Genomic DNA, 17,439 nt, shown 5'->3' on the forward strand with positions numbered 1-17,439 from the left:
ATGGCGTAAAAATAAAGGCGAACAATGAAGTTCGCCTTTACTACAACATGAATGAAGGAATACATGGAACTGGCTTATTTACAGCACTCACATCAGGCGGAACCTACAGAAAAACAGACCGCCCTTTTAAAAGCAGAATGTGCTGATTTTATTGTTAAAGAATATCTTGGTTATGACATGGCAGGTGAGGGTGAATTTGTTGCCGTAAAAGTACGTAAAACGGATTGCAATACTTTATTTGTTGGTGAAAAACTCGCTCAATTTGTCGGCATTTCTGCACGTCATATGGGGTATGCAGGCTTAAAAGATCGTAAGGCTGTGACTGAACAATGGTTTAGTCTGCATATGCCAGGTCAGCCAACACCTGATTTTAGTCGTTTCCAGTGTGATGGCGTAGAAATTTTAGCCGTAACGCGTCACAATCGTAAAATTCGTATCGGTAGTCTGGATGGTAATTATTTTGAAATTTTACTACGTGGTGTGAAAGCAACAGATGAACTAAACATTCGTTTAGAAAATGTCAAAAAATCGGGTTTTCCGAATTATTTCACAGAGCAACGTTTTGGCCGTGATGGATATAATCTGACTCAAGCACTGCGTTGGGCGGAAGGTGAAATAAAAGTGAAAGATCGCAAAAAACGTAGTTTTTATCTTTCTGCAGCACGTAGCGAAGTGTTTAATTTAGTTGTATCGGAACGCATTAAATTACAGCTCGCACAACAAATATTACCAAAAGATATTTTGCAGTTACAAGGCTCGCACAGTTGGTTTCAAACAACTGAAAAGGATGATTTTGCTGCGTTACAAGTGCGGTTAGAAAATCAGGATATTTTATTAACAGCGCCTTTAATTGGTGAGCAAAATTTGTCTGCAACAGAGATTGAGAATCGTTTAGTTGAACAGAATCAAGTCTTATTAAAATTGATGGCACAAGAGCGTATAAAAGCAGCACGCAGACCAATATTAATGCAGCCACAGGAGTTACGTTGGGAATTTGTTGAGCAAGGATTAAGACTGTATTTTTATTTACCCGCAGGGAGTTATGCTACTGCATTGATTAGAGAGTTAGTCAATGTACAAGAAGAGTGATATTGAGTTATTGGATAAAATAAAAGTGATAACAAAAGGATAAAAAATATAATGAGGATTCTACTTAGTAACGACGACGGGATTCATGCTGAAGGAATTCAGACACTTGCGCGTGAGTTGCGTAAATTTACAGACGTAACAGTCGTTGCTCCTGATCGTAATCGCAGCGCAGCTTCAAGTTCATTGACTTTAGTTGAGCCACTGCGCCCATTGCATTTACCAAATGGTGATTATTGTGTAAATGGGACTCCTGCAGATTGTGTGTATTTAGCATTGAATGGTTTTTTATCTGGACAAGTCGATTTGGTCGTTTCTGGTATTAATGCGGGCGCAAATTTAGGTGATGATGTGATTTATTCAGGTACAGTTGCAGCTGCATTAGAAGGACGTTATTTAGGGCTACCTGCAATTGCTGTTTCTTTAAATGGTCGTCAGCATTATGAAACTGCTGCACGTGTTGTATGTGAATTAATTCCCAAATTACACGGACGGATTTTAAAAAGTCGGGAAATCATGAATATTAATGTGCCTGATATTCCTTATGATCAACTAAAAGGAATTAAAGTTTGTCATTTGGGTTATCGGGCATCCGCAGCAGAAGTGATTAAACAAAAAGATCCTCGGGGTGAAGCAATTTATTGGGTGGGACCAGCAGGCTTAGCAGAGAATGAGAAAGAAGGGACAGATTTTTATGCGGTTAAAAATGGCTACGTTGCTTTGACGCCAATTCAAGCTGATATGACAGCCTATCATTCATTACAATCTTTACAAGATTGGTTAGAAAGTGAATAATGATGCGTTTTTGATTATTTTTTAGGAAGGTGTGCGTTGAAAATTTTCAGTGCGATGTATGATAAAACGATGATATGGTCAAAACACCGCTATGCTACGTTTTTTCTTTCTTTTACAAGCTTTATCGAGGCGATATTTTTTCCGATTCCGCCTGATGTCATGTTGATTCCAATGTCAATGTCAAAACCACAAAGTGCGTTTAGATTTGCACTTTATACTGCAGTTGCATCAGTACTTGGTGGGGCAGTTGGTTATGGATTGGGCTACTATGCGTTAGATTTTGTACAGCATTACATACAGCAATTTGGCTATCAACAACATTGGGATACTGCGATATCGTGGTTTGAGCAGTGGGGAATATTAGTGGTTTTTGTGGCAGGTTTTTCACCAATTCCCTACAAAGTTTTTACGATTTGTGCTGGTGTGATGCAAATGGCATTTTTGCCATTCTTACTTACCGCATTTATTTCAAGAGCGGCGCGTTTTTTATTGGTCGCAAAACTTGCTGCTTGGGGTGGGGAAAAGTTTGCGGATAAATTACGTCGTTCAATTGAACTCATCGGTTGGTCAGTAGTAGCTTTAGCTGTGCTGGCTTATTTTATTTTGCGATAATTTAAGGCGAAAAATGAATAAATTACTTTTATTGTTGTCTATGATTCTAGTGTTAAGTGCCTGTACAAGAAATGTTCAAGATGAGAGTGCGTTGGCGCCAGGTATAATGGAGCCAGTTTCGGGAACAGGCGCTGTTGAAGGTGGTAGTTGGCTGCCAGAGATTACAAAACATTAATTAAAAATTGAAAATAAGAAAGAGGAAACTAGCAAATATGAAAAAGTCGTTTTTACTTTTGCCTATCAGTATTGCTGTGTTGGCTGCTTGTAGCTCAAATGCGCCAGCGCCTGTAGAGAGTGTTGATGGCACATTGACACCTGGTATTATGCAACCAGTTGATTCTGCTAATGGAGGTGCTTGGGAGCCTCAAATTCAACAACAAAATACAATGCCAGTCGGGATGGGAGAGCCAACTTATCAGCCAACTTCTCCTGTAAATCAACCTCTCTCAACTTCAACACATTTTGATATTCCGCGTGATCCTGTGACCAACCAGCCTGATTATAGTAAGATTGTACGTGGCTCTTACAAAGGAGACACTTATACTGTACGTAAAGGCGATAGTATGTACTTAATTTCTTATATTTCAGGTCTCAGTGTTAAAGAAATTGCTGCATTAAATAATATGTCTGAGCCTTATACTTTGAGTACTGGTCAAGTATTAAAAGTCTCAAATGGAAATAATACCTATCAATCTGGTGCAGTTACACCGACTGCTGTGGGGGCAGCCGCACCTACTTTAAAGCCAGTGAGCCAGGACTTTAAGATTCCTCGCAATCCGAATGACAATCGCCCAGACTACAGCAAAATAGATAAGGGTTTTTATAAAGGCGAAACTTATACAGTGCGTAAAGGCGATACGATGTATCTAATCGCCTATATTTCTGGAATTGATGTGAAAGAATTAGCATCACTGAATAATATGTCGGAACCATATCGCTTAAGCGTTGGACAAACATTGCGTGTGTCAAATGGTAAAACGGTAGCGACACCACAACCAGTCACACAACCTGTTGTGCCGCCAGTAGATCAACCAAAAACAAAAGAAGTGACTTACACACCAGGCCCACACGGTACACAATATGGCTCTGATGGCACTATTATTGGACCTATTAAATCAGGCGTGAGCTCGTCTCCTACAATAACTCAACAACCTCAACCTGTTGTGCAGCCTGTTGTTGATTCGCCAGTATCTGTCCCTGTACCAACAACAAAACAAGTTGTATCTAATGTGGCATGGCAATGGCCAACGAAAGGGAATATTGTACAGGGTTTTTCTACCGCAGATGGCGGCAATAAAGGGGTCGATATTGCTGGTTCTCGTGGTCAAGCTGTCAATGCTGCAGCAGCTGGGCGTGTTGTATACGCAGGAAATGCGCTACGTGGTTATGGTAATTTAATCATTATTAAGCATAATGATGATTATTTAAGTGCTTATGCACATAACGAAAGCATTTTAGTAAAAGATCAACAAGAAGTTCGAGCAGGGCAGCAAATTGCTAAAATGGGAAGTTCTGGTACTAATAGTGTTAAATTACACTTTGAAATTCGTTATAAGGGTAAATCTGTCGATCCTACCCGCTATTTACCAAAACGCTAAGAGCGTATCGAAAAATAGGACATACATAATGTCCTATTTTCTTATCTAGACTTGCAGCCAAAATGTGACGGGACCATCGTTTGTTAAACTGACTTGCATATCTGCTGCGAATTGTCCCGTCGCAGTTTTAATTTTTTTCGCACATTGTTGGGTAAAGTAATGATATAACTCATTTGCCAACATAGGTGGTGCGCCATTTGAGAAACTAGGGCGTAATCCTTTTTGTGTATCAGCTGCTAAAGTAAATTGTGAGACAATCAGTACCTCCCCATCAATTTGCTGTACATTTAAATTCATTTTTCCTTCTGTATCACTAAATAAGCGGTAGTTAAGGACTTTCTCGATAAGTCGGTCTGCTTTTGCTTGATTATCTTCTTTTTCAATACCAAGTAGTATTAATAATCCTTGTCCAATTTCGCCAACGACCTGTTCCTCTACGCTGACTTTGGCTTGGCTGACACGTTGGATTAATGCAATCATTTTTTTTCCTTTTCTTGCTCAATTTGAATTGCTTTTTGAGATTCATTTATCATTGTCATCTCTGTTAATACTGCGGATAGTTGGGCTCCTAGTAAAATAACGACCCAACTTAATTGAATCCAAAGTAACATAATAGGCAAAGTAGCCATCGCGCCATAAATTAATTGGTAAGATGGGAATGTAGCTATATACCAAGTAAATGCTTGTTTACCGAGTGTAAAGAAAAACGCGGCGACTAACGCACCTGCTGCGGAATGTGTCATTTTTACTTTTTTATTGGGTACAACGGCATACACTAATGTAAAAATCAACCATGTAAGTAGAAATGGCACAAAACTAAGAATCTTAAGCCCAAAAGGTAAGGATAAATCCGACTCAAAGACAGATGAAACATAAGTGCTAACATAAGCACTTACCCCAATACTTGCTCCGATAAGTAGTGGCCCTAGTGTTAAAATTAACCAATAAATGGCAACAGAGAAGACAAGTGGGCGTGTACTAGTATCATGCCAAATTGAATTTAGAGTACGATCAATTGAATTAATTAACATCAGTGCAACCGCAACTAAGCTGATGACGCCCACTGCACTCATTTGTTTTGAGTTTGTGACAAATTCATCGATATATTGCCCAACGATATCACTTGCTTGGGGAGCAAAGTTATTGAAAATAAAACTTTTAATTTCACCAGTTACTTCATTAAAAACAGGAAAGGCTGAAAATACAGAAAAGACGACCATAATAAGTGGTACTAGTGCGAGCATTGTACTATAAGTTAAGTAGCCAGCAGCCTGAGTCAGTTTGTTTTGTTGAAATCTCAACCAAAATGTTTTAAAGAATAATGTTGTATTTTTTAACGAATTTGTCACAGTAAACCTCCACAACAATGTTTAAATTTTTTCTTTGAGTTACAAATGCAAGGCTGTTTCATTGTGGGTAGTGAGACAGTTGGATCGACAAAATACCAACGACCTTCAATATTTACAAACAGCGATGTTTCATTATGCACCTGTGTTCCTTTGTCAGTAGTAAAGTATGCGTCAAATTCCACCCTACTATGTGTTTTAGATAGTAACTGATGTTTGACGATAGTTAGCCCCACCCACAGTGTTTGTTGCGCCCAGTCTTTTAATACATCAATAGGTAATAAAGATTGTTGAGCAGGCACAGTCGTTTGCACAATATAATCAATATTTTTTAATACATAAGCTGTATAACGAGAGCGCATTAATTGTATTGCATCAGTAGGGAATTGCTGCTGTTGATGAAATGGCGCACAGCAATCTTGATAAGGCAGGTCTGATTGACAAGGACAAAGTGCGGTTAGTTTTTCAGTCATTTTTTCCATCATATGTTCATACTAGATTAAAATTGTAACAAAGGCACCTTTGATTGAAAAATAGTTTCTCTTTATACTTCAATCTCTTTTTAGCGGATTTTTGATTTATAACTCTTTTAATAAGGTCACACCATAGTGGATTAGGCTGATAGCAATTGCCCACATAATTACGCCAATAATGAGATCTAAAATACGCCATGTAATCGGACGGCGGAAAAAGGGAATCAATAATCGAGCACCATAACCTAAGCTGAAGAACCATAAAGCAGATACACATAATGCGCCAATTAAAAATAATATTTTCTCTTGAAAGGCTAATGTTCCTGCAATACCGCCTAAAATCACGACTGTATCTAAATAAACATGCGGATTAAGTAAGGTAATAAGTAGAGTCGCAATGACAGCGTGTATTGCACGTTGTGGCGTATTTTCTTGCTCTTCAAACGTAAGAGAAGCATCACCATGATAAGCCGATAAGAAGGCTTTTAAGCCATAAAAGAGTAAAAATGTAGCGCCTAAAAATGCGAGGACTACTGTTGCCATTAAGTTTTGGCTAATTAATGAACCTAAACCTAACACACCTAATGAAATCAACACAATATCGCAAATAAAGCAAGTTAAAATAACAGCGAGAATATTTTGTTTAAGTAATCCCTGTTTCAATACAAAGGCATTTTGTGCGCCGATTGCAATAATTAAACCAGAGGTAACAAAAAATCCTTGCAAAAGCGGTTCCATAAAGAATTTCCTTAATAATTTAAACATAAAGTAGTACACTAAACGCAATATTTTCGCTTTGCAAGCGTTTAGTTTAACAACTTGTTTACAAGTGAGGTCAATGATGAAACCTTATTTAATTGCGCCTTCCATTCTATCTGCGGATTTAGCTCGTTTAGGTGAGGATGTTCAAAATGTATTAGATGCTGGTGCAGATGTTATTCATTTCGATGTGATGGATAACCATTATGTACCAAATTTAACCTTCGGTCCCGCAGTATGTAAGGCACTACGTGATTATGGTATTACAGCCCCAATTGATGTGCATTTAATGGTGAAGCCAGTCGATCGTATTATTCCTGATTTTGCAAAAGCAGGTGCAAATTACATTACTTTCCATCCAGAAGCAACTGAACATATTGATCGGTCTTTACAATTGGTACGTGATTGTGGCTGTAAGTCAGGACTTGTGTTTAATCCAGCGACGCCATTAAGTTATTTAGATTATGTTATGGACAAAGTGGATGTGATCCTATTGATGTCAGTCAATCCTGGATTTGGTGGGCAATCTTTTATTCCAAGCACCTTAGATAAATTACGTGAAGTGCGTCAACGTATCGATCAAAGTGGTTTTGATATTCGCTTAGAAGTAGATGGTGGTGTCAAGGTAAACAATATTGCGGACATTGCCAAGGCTGGTGCAGATATGTTCGTTGCAGGGTCTGCAATTTTTGATCAACCAGATTACAAGAAAATCATTGACGATATGCGTCAACAATTAGCAACTCTTTCATCATAAAAGCGCGGTGTAAAAATGACACAATTTAAACTCATTGGTTTTGACCTAGATGGTACTTTAGTCGACAGCTTGCCTGATTTGGCACTCTCAGTAAATTCAGCATTAGCAGAATTTGATTTACCACAAGCACCAGAAGAATTAGTCTTAACTTGGATCGGTAATGGTGCGGATATTTTGATTGCACGTGCATTAGCATGGACAAGTGAACAAGGTGGTGAAACACTCTCAGATGAACAAATTCGTGAATTAAAACGCCGTTTTGGTTTCTATTATGGCGAAAATTTATGTAACTTAAGTCGTTTGTACCCCCATGTAAAAGACACATTGGAACAGCTAAAAGCACAAGGCTACACCTTAGCAGTAGTGACCAACAAGCCAACAAAACACGTTCAACCTGTGTTAGCTGCATTTGGTATCGACCATTTATTTAGTGAGCTATTAGGTGGGCAATCTTTACCAGCGATTAAACCACACCCAGCGCCGTTGTATTATTTATGTGGTAAATTTGGCTTGTATCCAAAACAAATTTTATTTGTAGGCGATTCTAAAAATGATATTTTAGCTGCACATTCAGCAGGCTGCCCAGTGGTTGGTTTAACCTATGGCTACAACTATAACATTCCAATTTCTGAGACAAATCCAGATTGGGTGTTTGATGATTTTGCAGATATTTTAACGATTTTAAAATAAGGAATAACAATGACAAAACCTGTTGTATTAAGTGGCGTGCAGCCATCAGGCGAATTAACCATTGGGAACTATCTTGGTGCATTGCGCCAATGGGTAAAAATGCAAGACGATTACGAATGCCTATTCTGTATCGTAGATTTACATGCGATTACTGTTCGTCAAGATCCTGCTGCATTGCGTAAAGCCACCTTAGATGTATTAGCACTTTATTTAGCTTGTGGGATTGATCCTGAAAAAAGCACTATCTTTATTCAGTCTCATGTGCCAGAGCATACTCAATTAGCTTGGGTACTCAATTGCTATACTTATTTCGGTGAAATGGGGCGAATGACGCAATTCAAAGATAAATCTGCTCGCCACGCAGAAAATATCAATGTTGGTTTATTCACTTACCCAGTGTTAATGGCTGCAGATATTTTGTTATATCAAGCGAACCAAGTGCCAGTTGGAGAAGATCAAAAACAACATTTGGAGATTACGCGTGATATTGCAAATCGATTTAATGCACTTTATGGTGATTTATTTGCAGTGCCAGAGCCGTTTATTCCAAAAGCGGGTGCACGCGTTATGTCATTGCTTGAACCTGAAAAGAAAATGTCAAAATCAGATGAAAACCGTAATAATGTGATTGGGTTATTAGAAGATCCAAAAGCTGTAGCCAAAAAAATTAAACGTGCAGTGACAGATTCAGATGAACCACCTGTAGTTCGTTATGATTTACAAAATAAAGCAGGTGTGTCTAACTTATTAGATATTTTATCTGGCGTAACGGGCAAATCTATTGTAGAACTTGAAGCAGAATTTGAAGGCAAAATGTATGGTCACTTAAAAGGTGCGGTAGCAGATGAAGTATCAGCAATGCTAACTACATTACAAGAACGTTTCCATCATTTCCGCAATAACGAAGCGTTGCTAAATAAAATTGCTCGTGAAGGGGCAGAAAAAGCGCGTGAACGTGCGAAGAAAACTTTAGATGCTGTTTACCAGGCTGTTGGTTTTGTAGCGTAATTACTTCACTTATCTTTTAAAACTGAACCGCACTTTGGAGTAAAAAGTGCGGTTTTTTTATTTCTATCATAAAAAAGAGTTTTTATGATAGAGGATTGCATTCCTTTAAAAATATCGATAGATTGTAATGATATTCATTATCATTTAGTAAAAATAAGGAGAAAACATGCAACAGAAAGTGCTGGTAGGTTCACTTAGTTTAAGCTTCAGTATGGTTTTAGCAATACCAACAGTTGCTTTTGCTGAGTCCAACACAGAAAAAACAACCATAAATAAATTAGAGACTATTCATGTTAATGAGAGTGAAAAAGGTGGAGAGTATGATGAGAGCTTGATCAAAACTTACTTGTCTGCTGGCTCTTATTCTTATTTGACTCAATCTGATATTACTCAGTTTAGAGGAAGCTCTGTTGGAGACTTTCTATCAGGTGTACCAAGTGTGATTGTTGGGAATAAGCGTAATAGTGGTGCACTTTCAGTCAATATTAGAGGTATCGCCAATGAAAATAGAGTACCTGTTTGGGTAGATAATGGATTACAGTCAGTCCCATCTTGGCAAGGCTATGCTGGCTCATCGACACGTACATACTTAGATCCTGATTTAATAAGCCAAGTTGAGATTGAGAAAGGACCTTCTTTAGCGAATGATGCAACAGGTGCGATTGGTGGTGTTGTACGTATGAATACGATTAGCTGGAAAGACATTGTCACAGAAGGTAAAGATTGGGGTGTTCGCTTGAAACTGGGCACAATGACAAATACTGTTGCACCTCCTGCAAATTATACTAGAGGGGGTTATCAAACAAGATATATTCATAAATGTCTTAGCAATACAACGGGATTATGCCAAACACAAACTTATGCGCCCAATGCTCGTTATTCTTCTCATGGACTTGACTTCAATTCTTATAATTACAGTCTTGCATTTGCTAAAAAATGGGATAATGCTGATCTTGTTCTGGCATATGCTAAACGTAAACAAGGTAACTACTTTGTAGGAAGACACGGGCAAACGCCACAAATTGATAATATTAAAGTAGAAGAGGATTCTGTCGAAGTTTTAGAACCGCGTCAGCATGAAGATGTTAAAATAGGTATATTGTCATTTAAGAAAAATCGCAGCACACTTTATCGTCCTGGTGAAGAAGCATTGAATACATCACAAAATAATGACTCCTATTTAGCGAAAGTCAATTTTTATAATAACGAGCATCGTTTAGGGCTCGCATATCGTCATTATCGTAGCCATTTCGGTGAAATTATGAGTTCAATTTTAAATTTTAGGGCTTATGGAGCACTGCAAGGTGAAGGAACAGAAGTGAAGGTAGATAACTATAATTTAAGTTATCAATATAACCCGAATAATCCCTATATAAATTTGAATATCAATACTTATTATACACATAGTGACTCATCAAATTTTACTCCACTTATTGAAGAATATGGCTATTCATTATCTAGTCGCCATGCTCACTTTTTGATTTCAAAACAAAAAGGATTGAGTGTTGATAACACAAGTATTTTTCAAATTAACAACCAACCTTTAACTTTGAAATATGGTGTTGCACATAACTATGAGCGTATTTATCCACCTCGTAATGCATTACAAAGAGTTAGAGCAAAAGGCTATCCCGATAATGCGATTGCCCCACTCTATGTTCGTGATGGTAAACGGAAGGAAATGAGTGCATTTATTAATGTGAGTTATCCATTTGTATCTTGGTTAAAAGCTGATGTTGGATTACGTTATATGCGCTCAACAATTTATGACTATGTTGTGCGAGAAGAAAAAGTGCATATTGGTGATAAACCAGTACCTCGTCCAGGTGGTGGAGTTGATTTTATACCACAATATAAATATGTTGTGCATAAACAAGAACCAATTAAAAATAAAGGATTTTCACCGATTGTGATGCTCAGTTCAGAAATTATGAATGGCACGACGCTTTATGTGAAATATGCCCAAGCATTGCGTTCACCAAGTTTATTCCAAGCAACTAAAGGTTGGAGTATGCAATCAACAGCAGATAACTTGGAACGCCTTAAACCTGAACGCGCTAAAAATTGGGAATTAGGTATCAGTGGATTTTACGAAAATATTGGCAATAGAGATAATGTTGTTGGTTTTAAATTAGCCTATTTTCATAACAATGTGGATGACTATTTAACTCGAAGTTTTGATCGTAAAAGTGGTGTCACACAAACTTTAAATATTCAAAGTGCTCAGTTCACGGGTTTTGAAGCATCAGCCTATTACGATATGCGTAAGTTTTATACGAAGTTATCTGGCACGTATTATACAAAAACACAATTTTGTTTAACGCCTGAACAAGCAGGAAAAGAACCGCAATGTAATTCGGGTTATGTGTACCGTAGTAATCTAAATAATGCCGTTCCTCCTCGCTTAAATTTACATATTACATTAGGTTCACGCTGGCTGAATGAGCAATTAGATATTGGCGCTCGTTATAGCTATTATAGTAAACGTCTTGTACCAGTGCTTTCAGCAGAGCGCTTTGTGAATACTTCAAGTATTGAGTGGGCCCCTTACTCTTTAGTGGATTTATATGCGAACTATAATGTATCTGAGCATCTTAAGTTCACGATGACAATGGATAATGTATTTAATCGTTATTATTTAGATGTAAATAATATGGGGTTAAATACTGCACCTGGTCGTACTTTACATCTTGGTGTAGAGTATCGTTTCTGATCATAAACATTCTGTATAATAACCGCACTTTGTGATGAAGTGCGGTTTTTTATTTAGTTAAATTTAGGTTTTTTATCCCCTTTATTATATGATGCATACTGTTAGTAAAATTTAGATTGGAATTATTGTGCGGTATTGGTTGTCAAAGCGACTACAGATCAAGAGATCTTGATTGATAGCGTGAATGTTAATTTTTTAGTAGGTAAAGAGAGAGGAAAGTGCGGTGAGATTTTTAAAAAGTTTTTTTTATGTAGCTTTAGTTTACTTACCCAATGTATGGGCAAATGCGGATTTTAATATTAAGTATAGCTCTAATTATCTCATGCCTGCTTATGTGCATTTTAAAGCGGACGGTAGCCAGTATTCAGTCAATGCTAAAATTAATGTGCCACTTTATAATATTCAGTTCTTGTCTAAAGGTAAGCAAAGTAGTAAGCAGTTTGAAATGATCGATTATAAAGATATTCGCAATGGCAATCCCTATGCAACATCAACAATCCAAGGCGGCACTATTGAATATGGTAAAGTCAAAAATGGGCTGACTAAAAAAGCGTTAGAACTTCCCACGTTCGATTTGTTTACAATGGCGTTTCAGCTAAGCTATTACGACAAATTACCGATTAATTTTCAAATTACGAATGGAAAAAAATTGTACCCAATGCATAATGTGTTTGTGAAAAAAAGCGAAGATATCGTTAAATATAATAAACAAGAGGTTACCCAAATCACGTATCAATTTAAAACGGGTGATAAAGATATCGTAGTGAAAAAATTTGTAGGTGAGCAATTCCCTCGTTTCATTTCCTACAATCGAGATGGCGACAATTATGAGCTGACATTTAGTGATTTTGTGAAATAAGATGTATAGCAAAAAAGTGCGGTGAAAATGACCACACTTTTTTGTTGGTTTAGACTAAGAAATAACGATAGGCTGGGCTTTCCGTTACATCTTGATAAACGTAGCCGAGTTTTTCCAAATGTTGGTTAAATGCTTCAAGATCGTCATCATTTAGTTGGAAACCTGCAAGAACATTACCGTAATCAGCACCATGTGCACGATAATGGAATACGGAAATATTCCAATGTGTTTTCCCGAGTGTTTCAAGGAATTTTAATAATGCCCCTTTTTGTTCTGGAAATTCAAAACTGTATAAACGTTCTTTAAAATCGCTATTTGAACGTCCACCGATCATATAGCGCACGTGAGTTTTTGCAATATCATCATTAGATAAGTCGATTAAATCATAACCATTACGCTGTAATTGATCGATAATACTGTTTTTTTCCTCTTCTCCGCTGATGCGCACCCCTACAAAAATACAAGCTTGCGCATCATCAGCATAACGATATTTAAATTCTGTGACAGGCACTGCACCGAGAATATGACAAAATTTTAAGAAACTACCCGGTTTTTCAGGAATCGTCACCGCCAGTAAAGCTTCTTGTTGCTCACCAATTTCACAACGCTCTGACACATAACGTAGTGTATGAAAGTTTAAGTTTGCACCAGAAAGAACATTAATTAAGGTTTCCCCTTGAATATTATGTTCTTTCACATATTTTTTTAATCCAGCTAACGACAATGCACCAGAAGGTTCGGCAATAGCACGTACATTCTCAAAAATATCTTTCACTGCAGCACAGATTTCATCACTATCAACTAACACTACATCATCGATATATTGCTGACAAACTCGGAAAGTTTCATCACCAATCCGTTTGACCGCAACGCCATCAGCAAATAGCCCAACACGGTCTAGATCGATTGGTCTCCCCACTTTTAAAGCTTTATATAAACAGGCTGAATCTTTTGACTCAACGCCAATGACTTTGATTTCTGGCATAAGTTGTTTAATGAGTACAGCGATACCTGCGGCTAAGCCACCACCGCCAACAGGCACAAAAATACGATCAATTTGAGTATTTTGTTGCAATAATTCCATGGCTAAGGAACCTTGCCCTGCAATGACAGCAGGATGATCAAACGGAGGGATAAATGTCATATTTTTAGTTTCAGATAGTTCGATCGCTTTGGCTTTTGCCTCATCAAAGTTAGCGCCATATAACAAGACTTCACCCCCAAAACCGCGTACTGCATCGACTTTAATACTCGGTGTATTTTGTGGCATGACAATTAACGCACGCAAGCCCAATTGTTTTGCCGAAAGTGCGACGCCTTGAGCGTGATTTCCAGCCGAAGCAGCGATGACACCTGCACGTTTTTGCTCCTCGTCTAACCCTGCAATCATGGCATAAGCACCACGCAATTTAAAGCTATGCACAGGTTGGCGATCTTCTCGTTTGATAAATACCTTATTACCCAAACGTTCGGAAAGTTTTGGCATTTCTTGTAGAGGCGTCACTTGTGCGACTTCGTACACTCTTGAGCTGAGAACTGCTTTTAAATATTCGGCACCAGTAGGTTGAGTTGAAGTTAAGTTATTGACCATAAATTATATCCGTTTATTTCATTATGTTAATTTGTCGCCTGAGGGCGAGCTACTTTTGGGCTTGTGTAAAAAAGTAACCAAAAGAAACATGTCCCTGATTTTTCTTCTTTCTTTGTCTATTGCAAACCTTGGGAATCAACTTTAAAAGCGCCCTTGTTTGGCAAGCTCAAACACTGAAAGTTGTTCTCAAAAGTTAATGCAACCGCTACGGTAAAAATAAGGGGGAACAGGGTAAGTTATACTCATTTAAAGATAAGTTGAAATCTCTTAAAAACTCACCGCACTTTGAATACTTCTGTTCCCTCTTTATAAGATAGTAATGTTAAATTTTGCTTTTATCTCTTACCGCACCTTTATCGGCTGATGTGGCAAAATGGCCGTAGACTTTTAAGGCAAAGGAGACTTCACGTTGTCGGTTTGCAGGTTGCCAGCCGAGTTTATTTTGTTTTACACGGCGTTGTGCGAGTTCTTCTTCCTCCACACATAATTGGATCGTACGATTTGGGATATCAATTTCAATCGTATCTCCATCGCTGACCAGACCTATCGTGCCACCTGCTGCCGCTTCTGGCGATACATGTCCAATAGATAAGCCCGATGTTCCACCAGAGAAACGCCCGTCTGTTAATAACGCGCAGGCTTTACCTAATCCCATCGATTTTAAATAGCTGGTTGGATAGAGCATTTCTTGCATACCTGGTCCACCTTTTGGTCCTTCGTAACGGATTACGACAACGTGACCCGCTTGGACTTTACCACCTAAAATGCCTGCAACAGCATCTTCTTGGCTTTCAAACACAATGGCTTTGCCAGTGAATTTGAGAATTGACTCATCAACGCCTGCTGTTTTGACAATACAACCGTCTTGTGCGAGGTTACCAGAGAGCATAGCTAAACCACCGTCTTGGCTATAGGCAAATTCTTTACTACGGATACAACCATTCTCACGATCATCATCGACCGTATCCCAGCGGCAATCTTGTGAAAAAGCTTCTGTAGTACGAATCCCAGCAGGGCCTGCACGGAAGAATTTGTGTACCTTTTCATCTTGTGTGAGTTTGATGTCATAATGTGCCAATTGTTCAGCAAGACTTAATCCTAAAACAGTGTGTGTGTCATTATGCAATAAGCCTGCACGATCTAACTCACCTAAAATTGCCATAATACCGCCTGCACGATGTACATCTTCCATATGATATTTTTGTGTATTAGGTGCAACTTTACTCAAACAAGGTACTTTGCGAGAAAGGCGATCAATATCTGCCATAGTGAAATCCACTTCAGCTTCTTGTGCAGCGGCTAATAAATGTAAAACGGTATTAGTAGATCCTCCCATTGCAATGTCAAGACTCATAGCATTTTCGAACGCCGCTTTTGTAGCGATATTGCGTGGTAAAACACGTTGGTCATCTTGCTCATAATAACGTTTGCATAGTTCGACAATTTGTTTACCTGCCTCTAAAAAGAGTTGCTTGCGATCAGCATGAGTCGCGAGACATGAACCGTTACCAGGTAAGCTTAAACCGAGTGCCTCAGTTAAGCAGTTCATGGAGTTTGCAGTAAACATTCCAGAGCAGGAGCCACAAGTTGGGCAGGCAGACCGTTCGATTTTGTCACTATCTTCATCGGATACATTTGGATTTGCGCCTTGAATCATCGCATCAACTAAATCGAGTTTAATAATTTGATCAGATAATTTAGTTTTGCCCGCCTCCATTGGACCACCAGAGACGAAGACGGTTGGGATATTTAAGCGTAATGCTGCCATTAGCATGCCAGGTGTGATTTTGTCACAGTTAGAAATACATACCATCGCATCAGCACAATGTGCGTTGACCATATATTCCACAGAATCTGCAATTAAATCGCGTGAAGGTAGGGAGTAGAGCATTCCACCATGTCCCATAGCAATACCATCATCCACGGCAATCGTATTAAATTCTTTGGCAACGCCCCCTGCTTTTTCAATTTCACGGGCGACTAATTGTCCAATATCTTTTAAATGTACATGACCAGGGACAAACTGAGTAAAAGAATTGACTACAGCAATAATGGGTTTCCCAAAATCCTTATCTGTCATTCCTGTTGCACGCCACAGAGCTCTTGCCCCCGCCATATTGCGACCCTGTGTGCTTGTTGCTGAACGTAATTTTGGCATAATCTCTCCAAGTGTAATGTTGTGCTTGCTCTCATTTGCTGTGGTGTTACGCGCATGAGGGAGCATAGTTGTAAATATGATGTTTTTTTATTTAAAGCGACTTTCTATGAGGTCGCAATGAGCCCAAATAGATTGCTAACATCGTTAAAAATGCGCCGCACCATTGTAATCCGTTGATTGCCTTATGAAGCAATACATAATCAATTATTAATGCAGCTACGGGCTCCGATAGTAAAAGTAATCCCGTCACACTAAGTGATAAAAGTGGAATTGAATAGGCGATCATGCCCCAAGCTAAACATTGCATGATAGCGCCATAAACCAGTACTAATCCTACTTGTTCCCATGTTGTTGGATAAAGTTGAGTGCTGTTAAGCCATAAAGCAGGTAAGAGCAAAATCAACATTCCCCCCACACTAACACGAAACATTAACGGGAAAATAGGAGTAACTGCGGCTTGCTGTGTTTTGCGAATATAGACCATCGATAATGCCAACATCAAGCCTGATACGATACCCGAAATAAATCCCCACAACGCATTTTGATTTTGTTTAAACTCTGGGCTACCAATTAATGCAACACCAAAGACTGCGAGGCAGAGGCTAAATAATTGTAATTTGCTTTGCCGTTCATGAAACCAAAAGAAACCAATTGCTGATAGCCAGAAAATTTGTAGGCTATTTAATAAGGTTGAAATGCCTGGTCCTACAGCATAAATGCTTTCATGCCACAAGGCTAAATCTAAACCTAAAAATGCACCAGAAATAAGGGCATAATGTTTGGCTTGTTTTGATCTTGGCGCAATTTGTTTAAATAAGCTTGCTAATATATAAAAAATAATCGCGGCAACTAATAAACGCCAAAATGCAATAGCATAGGCACCAATAGGCACATAAGCTACAATTAAACTGCCAAGACCAAAAATAATACAGCCAACAACTAAGCCAATCATGGCGGTTTTTTCTGTGAGCGCGATATGTGCCATATTTTTCCT

17 protein-coding genes are annotated in these 17,439 nt (G+C 38.4%); 10 read left to right on the forward strand and 7 right to left on the reverse strand.

Annotation, left to right across the window (positions count from 1 at the left end; genetic code table 11):
* Positions 1-63: 63 nt before the first annotated feature.
* Genes truD through nlpD form a run of 5 tightly spaced genes read left to right on the forward strand, consistent with a single transcriptional unit; the run spans position 64 to position 4,091 of the window.
* Entirely contained in the window at positions 64-1,089 is a 1,026-nt protein-coding gene (gene truD, locus DYE19_RS09585; RefSeq protein WP_115323380.1) for a tRNA pseudouridine(13) synthase TruD, read from the forward strand.
* Between the two features lie 51 nt (positions 1,090-1,140).
* Entirely contained in the window at positions 1,141-1,881 is a 741-nt protein-coding gene (surE, locus tag DYE19_RS09590; protein ID WP_115323381.1) for a 5'/3'-nucleotidase SurE, read from the forward strand.
* 36 nt (positions 1,882-1,917) lie between these two features.
* Positions 1,918-2,493, forward strand: coding sequence for a YqaA family protein (locus tag DYE19_RS09595; protein ID WP_049215325.1), 576 nt, complete (start codon positions 1,918-1,920; stop codon positions 2,491-2,493).
* Positions 2,494-2,506: 13 nt separating this feature from the next.
* Positions 2,507-2,668 (forward strand): hypothetical protein, encoded by a 162-nt coding sequence (locus tag DYE19_RS11270; protein ID WP_162837297.1) that lies wholly within the window; start codon positions 2,507-2,509, stop codon positions 2,666-2,668.
* Positions 2,669-2,705: 37 nt separating this feature from the next.
* A complete protein-coding gene (nlpD, locus tag DYE19_RS09600) occupies positions 2,706-4,091 on the forward strand; it encodes a murein hydrolase activator NlpD (RefSeq protein ID WP_115323382.1) in 1,386 nt (461 codons plus the stop codon).
* Between the two features lie 45 nt (positions 4,092-4,136).
* Here nlpD and dtd read toward each other — a convergent pair whose 3' ends face one another.
* From dtd to DYE19_RS09620, 4 genes are all read right to left on the reverse strand, one after another.
* A complete protein-coding gene (gene dtd, locus DYE19_RS09605) occupies positions 4,137-4,571 on the reverse strand; it encodes a D-aminoacyl-tRNA deacylase (RefSeq protein ID WP_115323383.1) in 435 nt (144 codons plus the stop codon).
* Complete coding sequence (locus DYE19_RS09610) at positions 4,568-5,440, reverse strand: virulence factor BrkB family protein (protein WP_049215331.1); 873 nt, start codon at positions 5,438-5,440, stop codon at positions 4,568-4,570. The genes dtd and DYE19_RS09610 overlap by 4 nt, the downstream gene beginning before the upstream one ends.
* The gene (locus DYE19_RS09615; RefSeq protein WP_049215364.1) at positions 5,437-5,910 is read right to left on the reverse strand and encodes a YchJ family protein; all 474 of its coding nucleotides are present in this window, start codon (positions 5,908-5,910) and stop codon (positions 5,437-5,439) included. Before DYE19_RS09615 ends, DYE19_RS09610 begins: the two co-directional genes overlap by 4 nt.
* A gap of 105 nt (positions 5,911-6,015) precedes the next feature.
* Positions 6,016-6,648, reverse strand: coding sequence for a LysE/ArgO family amino acid transporter (locus DYE19_RS09620; RefSeq protein WP_049215333.1), 633 nt, complete (start codon positions 6,646-6,648; stop codon positions 6,016-6,018).
* 103 nt (positions 6,649-6,751) lie between these two features.
* Between DYE19_RS09620 and rpe the strand changes: the two genes are divergently transcribed.
* The 5 genes from rpe to DYE19_RS09645 all read left to right on the forward strand — a co-directional run bounded on the left by rpe (position 6,752) and on the right by DYE19_RS09645 (position 12,696).
* Positions 6,752-7,426 carry a ribulose-phosphate 3-epimerase gene (gene rpe, locus DYE19_RS09625; protein ID WP_049215335.1) on the forward strand — a complete coding sequence of 225 codons (675 nt, stop codon included), beginning with the start codon at positions 6,752-6,754 and terminating at the stop codon, positions 7,424-7,426.
* A gap of 15 nt (positions 7,427-7,441) precedes the next feature.
* On the forward strand, positions 7,442-8,116 hold the full coding sequence (locus DYE19_RS09630) for a phosphoglycolate phosphatase (protein ID WP_115323384.1): 675 nt from the start codon (positions 7,442-7,444) through the stop codon (positions 8,114-8,116).
* A gap of 9 nt (positions 8,117-8,125) precedes the next feature.
* Positions 8,126-9,124 carry a tryptophan--tRNA ligase gene (gene trpS, locus DYE19_RS09635; RefSeq protein WP_115323385.1) on the forward strand — a complete coding sequence of 333 codons (999 nt, stop codon included), beginning with the start codon at positions 8,126-8,128 and terminating at the stop codon, positions 9,122-9,124.
* A gap of 166 nt (positions 9,125-9,290) precedes the next feature.
* Positions 9,291-11,837, forward strand: coding sequence for a TonB-dependent receptor domain-containing protein (locus DYE19_RS09640; protein WP_115323386.1), 2,547 nt, complete (start codon positions 9,291-9,293; stop codon positions 11,835-11,837).
* 223 nt (positions 11,838-12,060) lie between these two features.
* Positions 12,061-12,696, forward strand: a complete 636-nt coding sequence (locus DYE19_RS09645) for a hypothetical protein (protein ID WP_115323387.1) — start codon at positions 12,061-12,063, stop codon at positions 12,694-12,696.
* Between the two features lie 49 nt (positions 12,697-12,745).
* On the opposite strand, the gene ilvA is transcribed toward DYE19_RS09645, so the two are convergent.
* The 3 genes from ilvA to DYE19_RS09660 form a co-directional block, all read right to left on the reverse strand.
* The gene (ilvA, locus tag DYE19_RS09650; protein WP_049215344.1) at positions 12,746-14,287 is read right to left on the reverse strand and encodes a threonine ammonia-lyase, biosynthetic; all 1,542 of its coding nucleotides are present in this window, start codon (positions 14,285-14,287) and stop codon (positions 12,746-12,748) included.
* Positions 14,288-14,609: 322 nt separating this feature from the next.
* Positions 14,610-16,445 (reverse strand): dihydroxy-acid dehydratase, encoded by a 1,836-nt coding sequence (ilvD, locus tag DYE19_RS09655; RefSeq protein WP_115323388.1) that lies wholly within the window; start codon positions 16,443-16,445, stop codon positions 14,610-14,612.
* A gap of 91 nt (positions 16,446-16,536) precedes the next feature.
* Positions 16,537-17,430 carry a DMT family transporter gene (locus DYE19_RS09660; protein WP_174694528.1) on the reverse strand — a complete coding sequence of 298 codons (894 nt, stop codon included), beginning with the start codon at positions 17,428-17,430 and terminating at the stop codon, positions 16,537-16,539.
* Positions 17,431-17,439 lie beyond the last annotated feature (9 nt).

The organism is Pasteurella canis (genome assembly GCF_900454865.1).
In the GTDB taxonomy this organism is placed as follows: Bacteria; Pseudomonadota; Gammaproteobacteria; order Enterobacterales; family Pasteurellaceae; genus Pasteurella; species Pasteurella canis.

Coding starts and splice junctions, on each gene's coding strand:
- ilvD (WP_115323388.1), bottom strand. CDS start 16,445: ATGCCAAAATTACGTTCAGCAACAAGCACACAGGGTCGCAATATGGCG.
- rpe (WP_049215335.1), top strand. CDS start 6,752: ATGAAACCTTATTTAATTGCGCCTTCCATTCTATCTGCGGATTTAGCT.
- surE (WP_115323381.1), top strand. CDS start 1,141: ATGAGGATTCTACTTAGTAACGACGACGGGATTCATGCTGAAGGAATT.
- dtd (WP_115323383.1), bottom strand. CDS start 4,571: ATGATTGCATTAATCCAACGTGTCAGCCAAGCCAAAGTCAGCGTAGAG.
- ilvA (WP_049215344.1), bottom strand. CDS start 14,287: ATGGTCAATAACTTAACTTCAACTCAACCTACTGGTGCCGAATATTTA.
- DYE19_RS09660 (WP_174694528.1), bottom strand. CDS start 17,430: ATGGCACATATCGCGCTCACAGAAAAAACCGCCATGATTGGCTTAGTT.
- DYE19_RS11270 (WP_162837297.1), top strand. CDS start 2,507: ATGAATAAATTACTTTTATTGTTGTCTATGATTCTAGTGTTAAGTGCC.
- DYE19_RS09630 (WP_115323384.1), top strand. CDS start 7,442: ATGACACAATTTAAACTCATTGGTTTTGACCTAGATGGTACTTTAGTC.
- nlpD (WP_115323382.1), top strand. CDS start 2,706: ATGAAAAAGTCGTTTTTACTTTTGCCTATCAGTATTGCTGTGTTGGCT.
- DYE19_RS09640 (WP_115323386.1), top strand. CDS start 9,291: ATGCAACAGAAAGTGCTGGTAGGTTCACTTAGTTTAAGCTTCAGTATG.
- DYE19_RS09615 (WP_049215364.1), bottom strand. CDS start 5,910: ATGACTGAAAAACTAACCGCACTTTGTCCTTGTCAATCAGACCTGCCT.
- truD (WP_115323380.1), top strand. CDS start 64: ATGGAACTGGCTTATTTACAGCACTCACATCAGGCGGAACCTACAGAA.
- trpS (WP_115323385.1), top strand. CDS start 8,126: ATGACAAAACCTGTTGTATTAAGTGGCGTGCAGCCATCAGGCGAATTA.
- DYE19_RS09620 (WP_049215333.1), bottom strand. CDS start 6,648: ATGGAACCGCTTTTGCAAGGATTTTTTGTTACCTCTGGTTTAATTATT.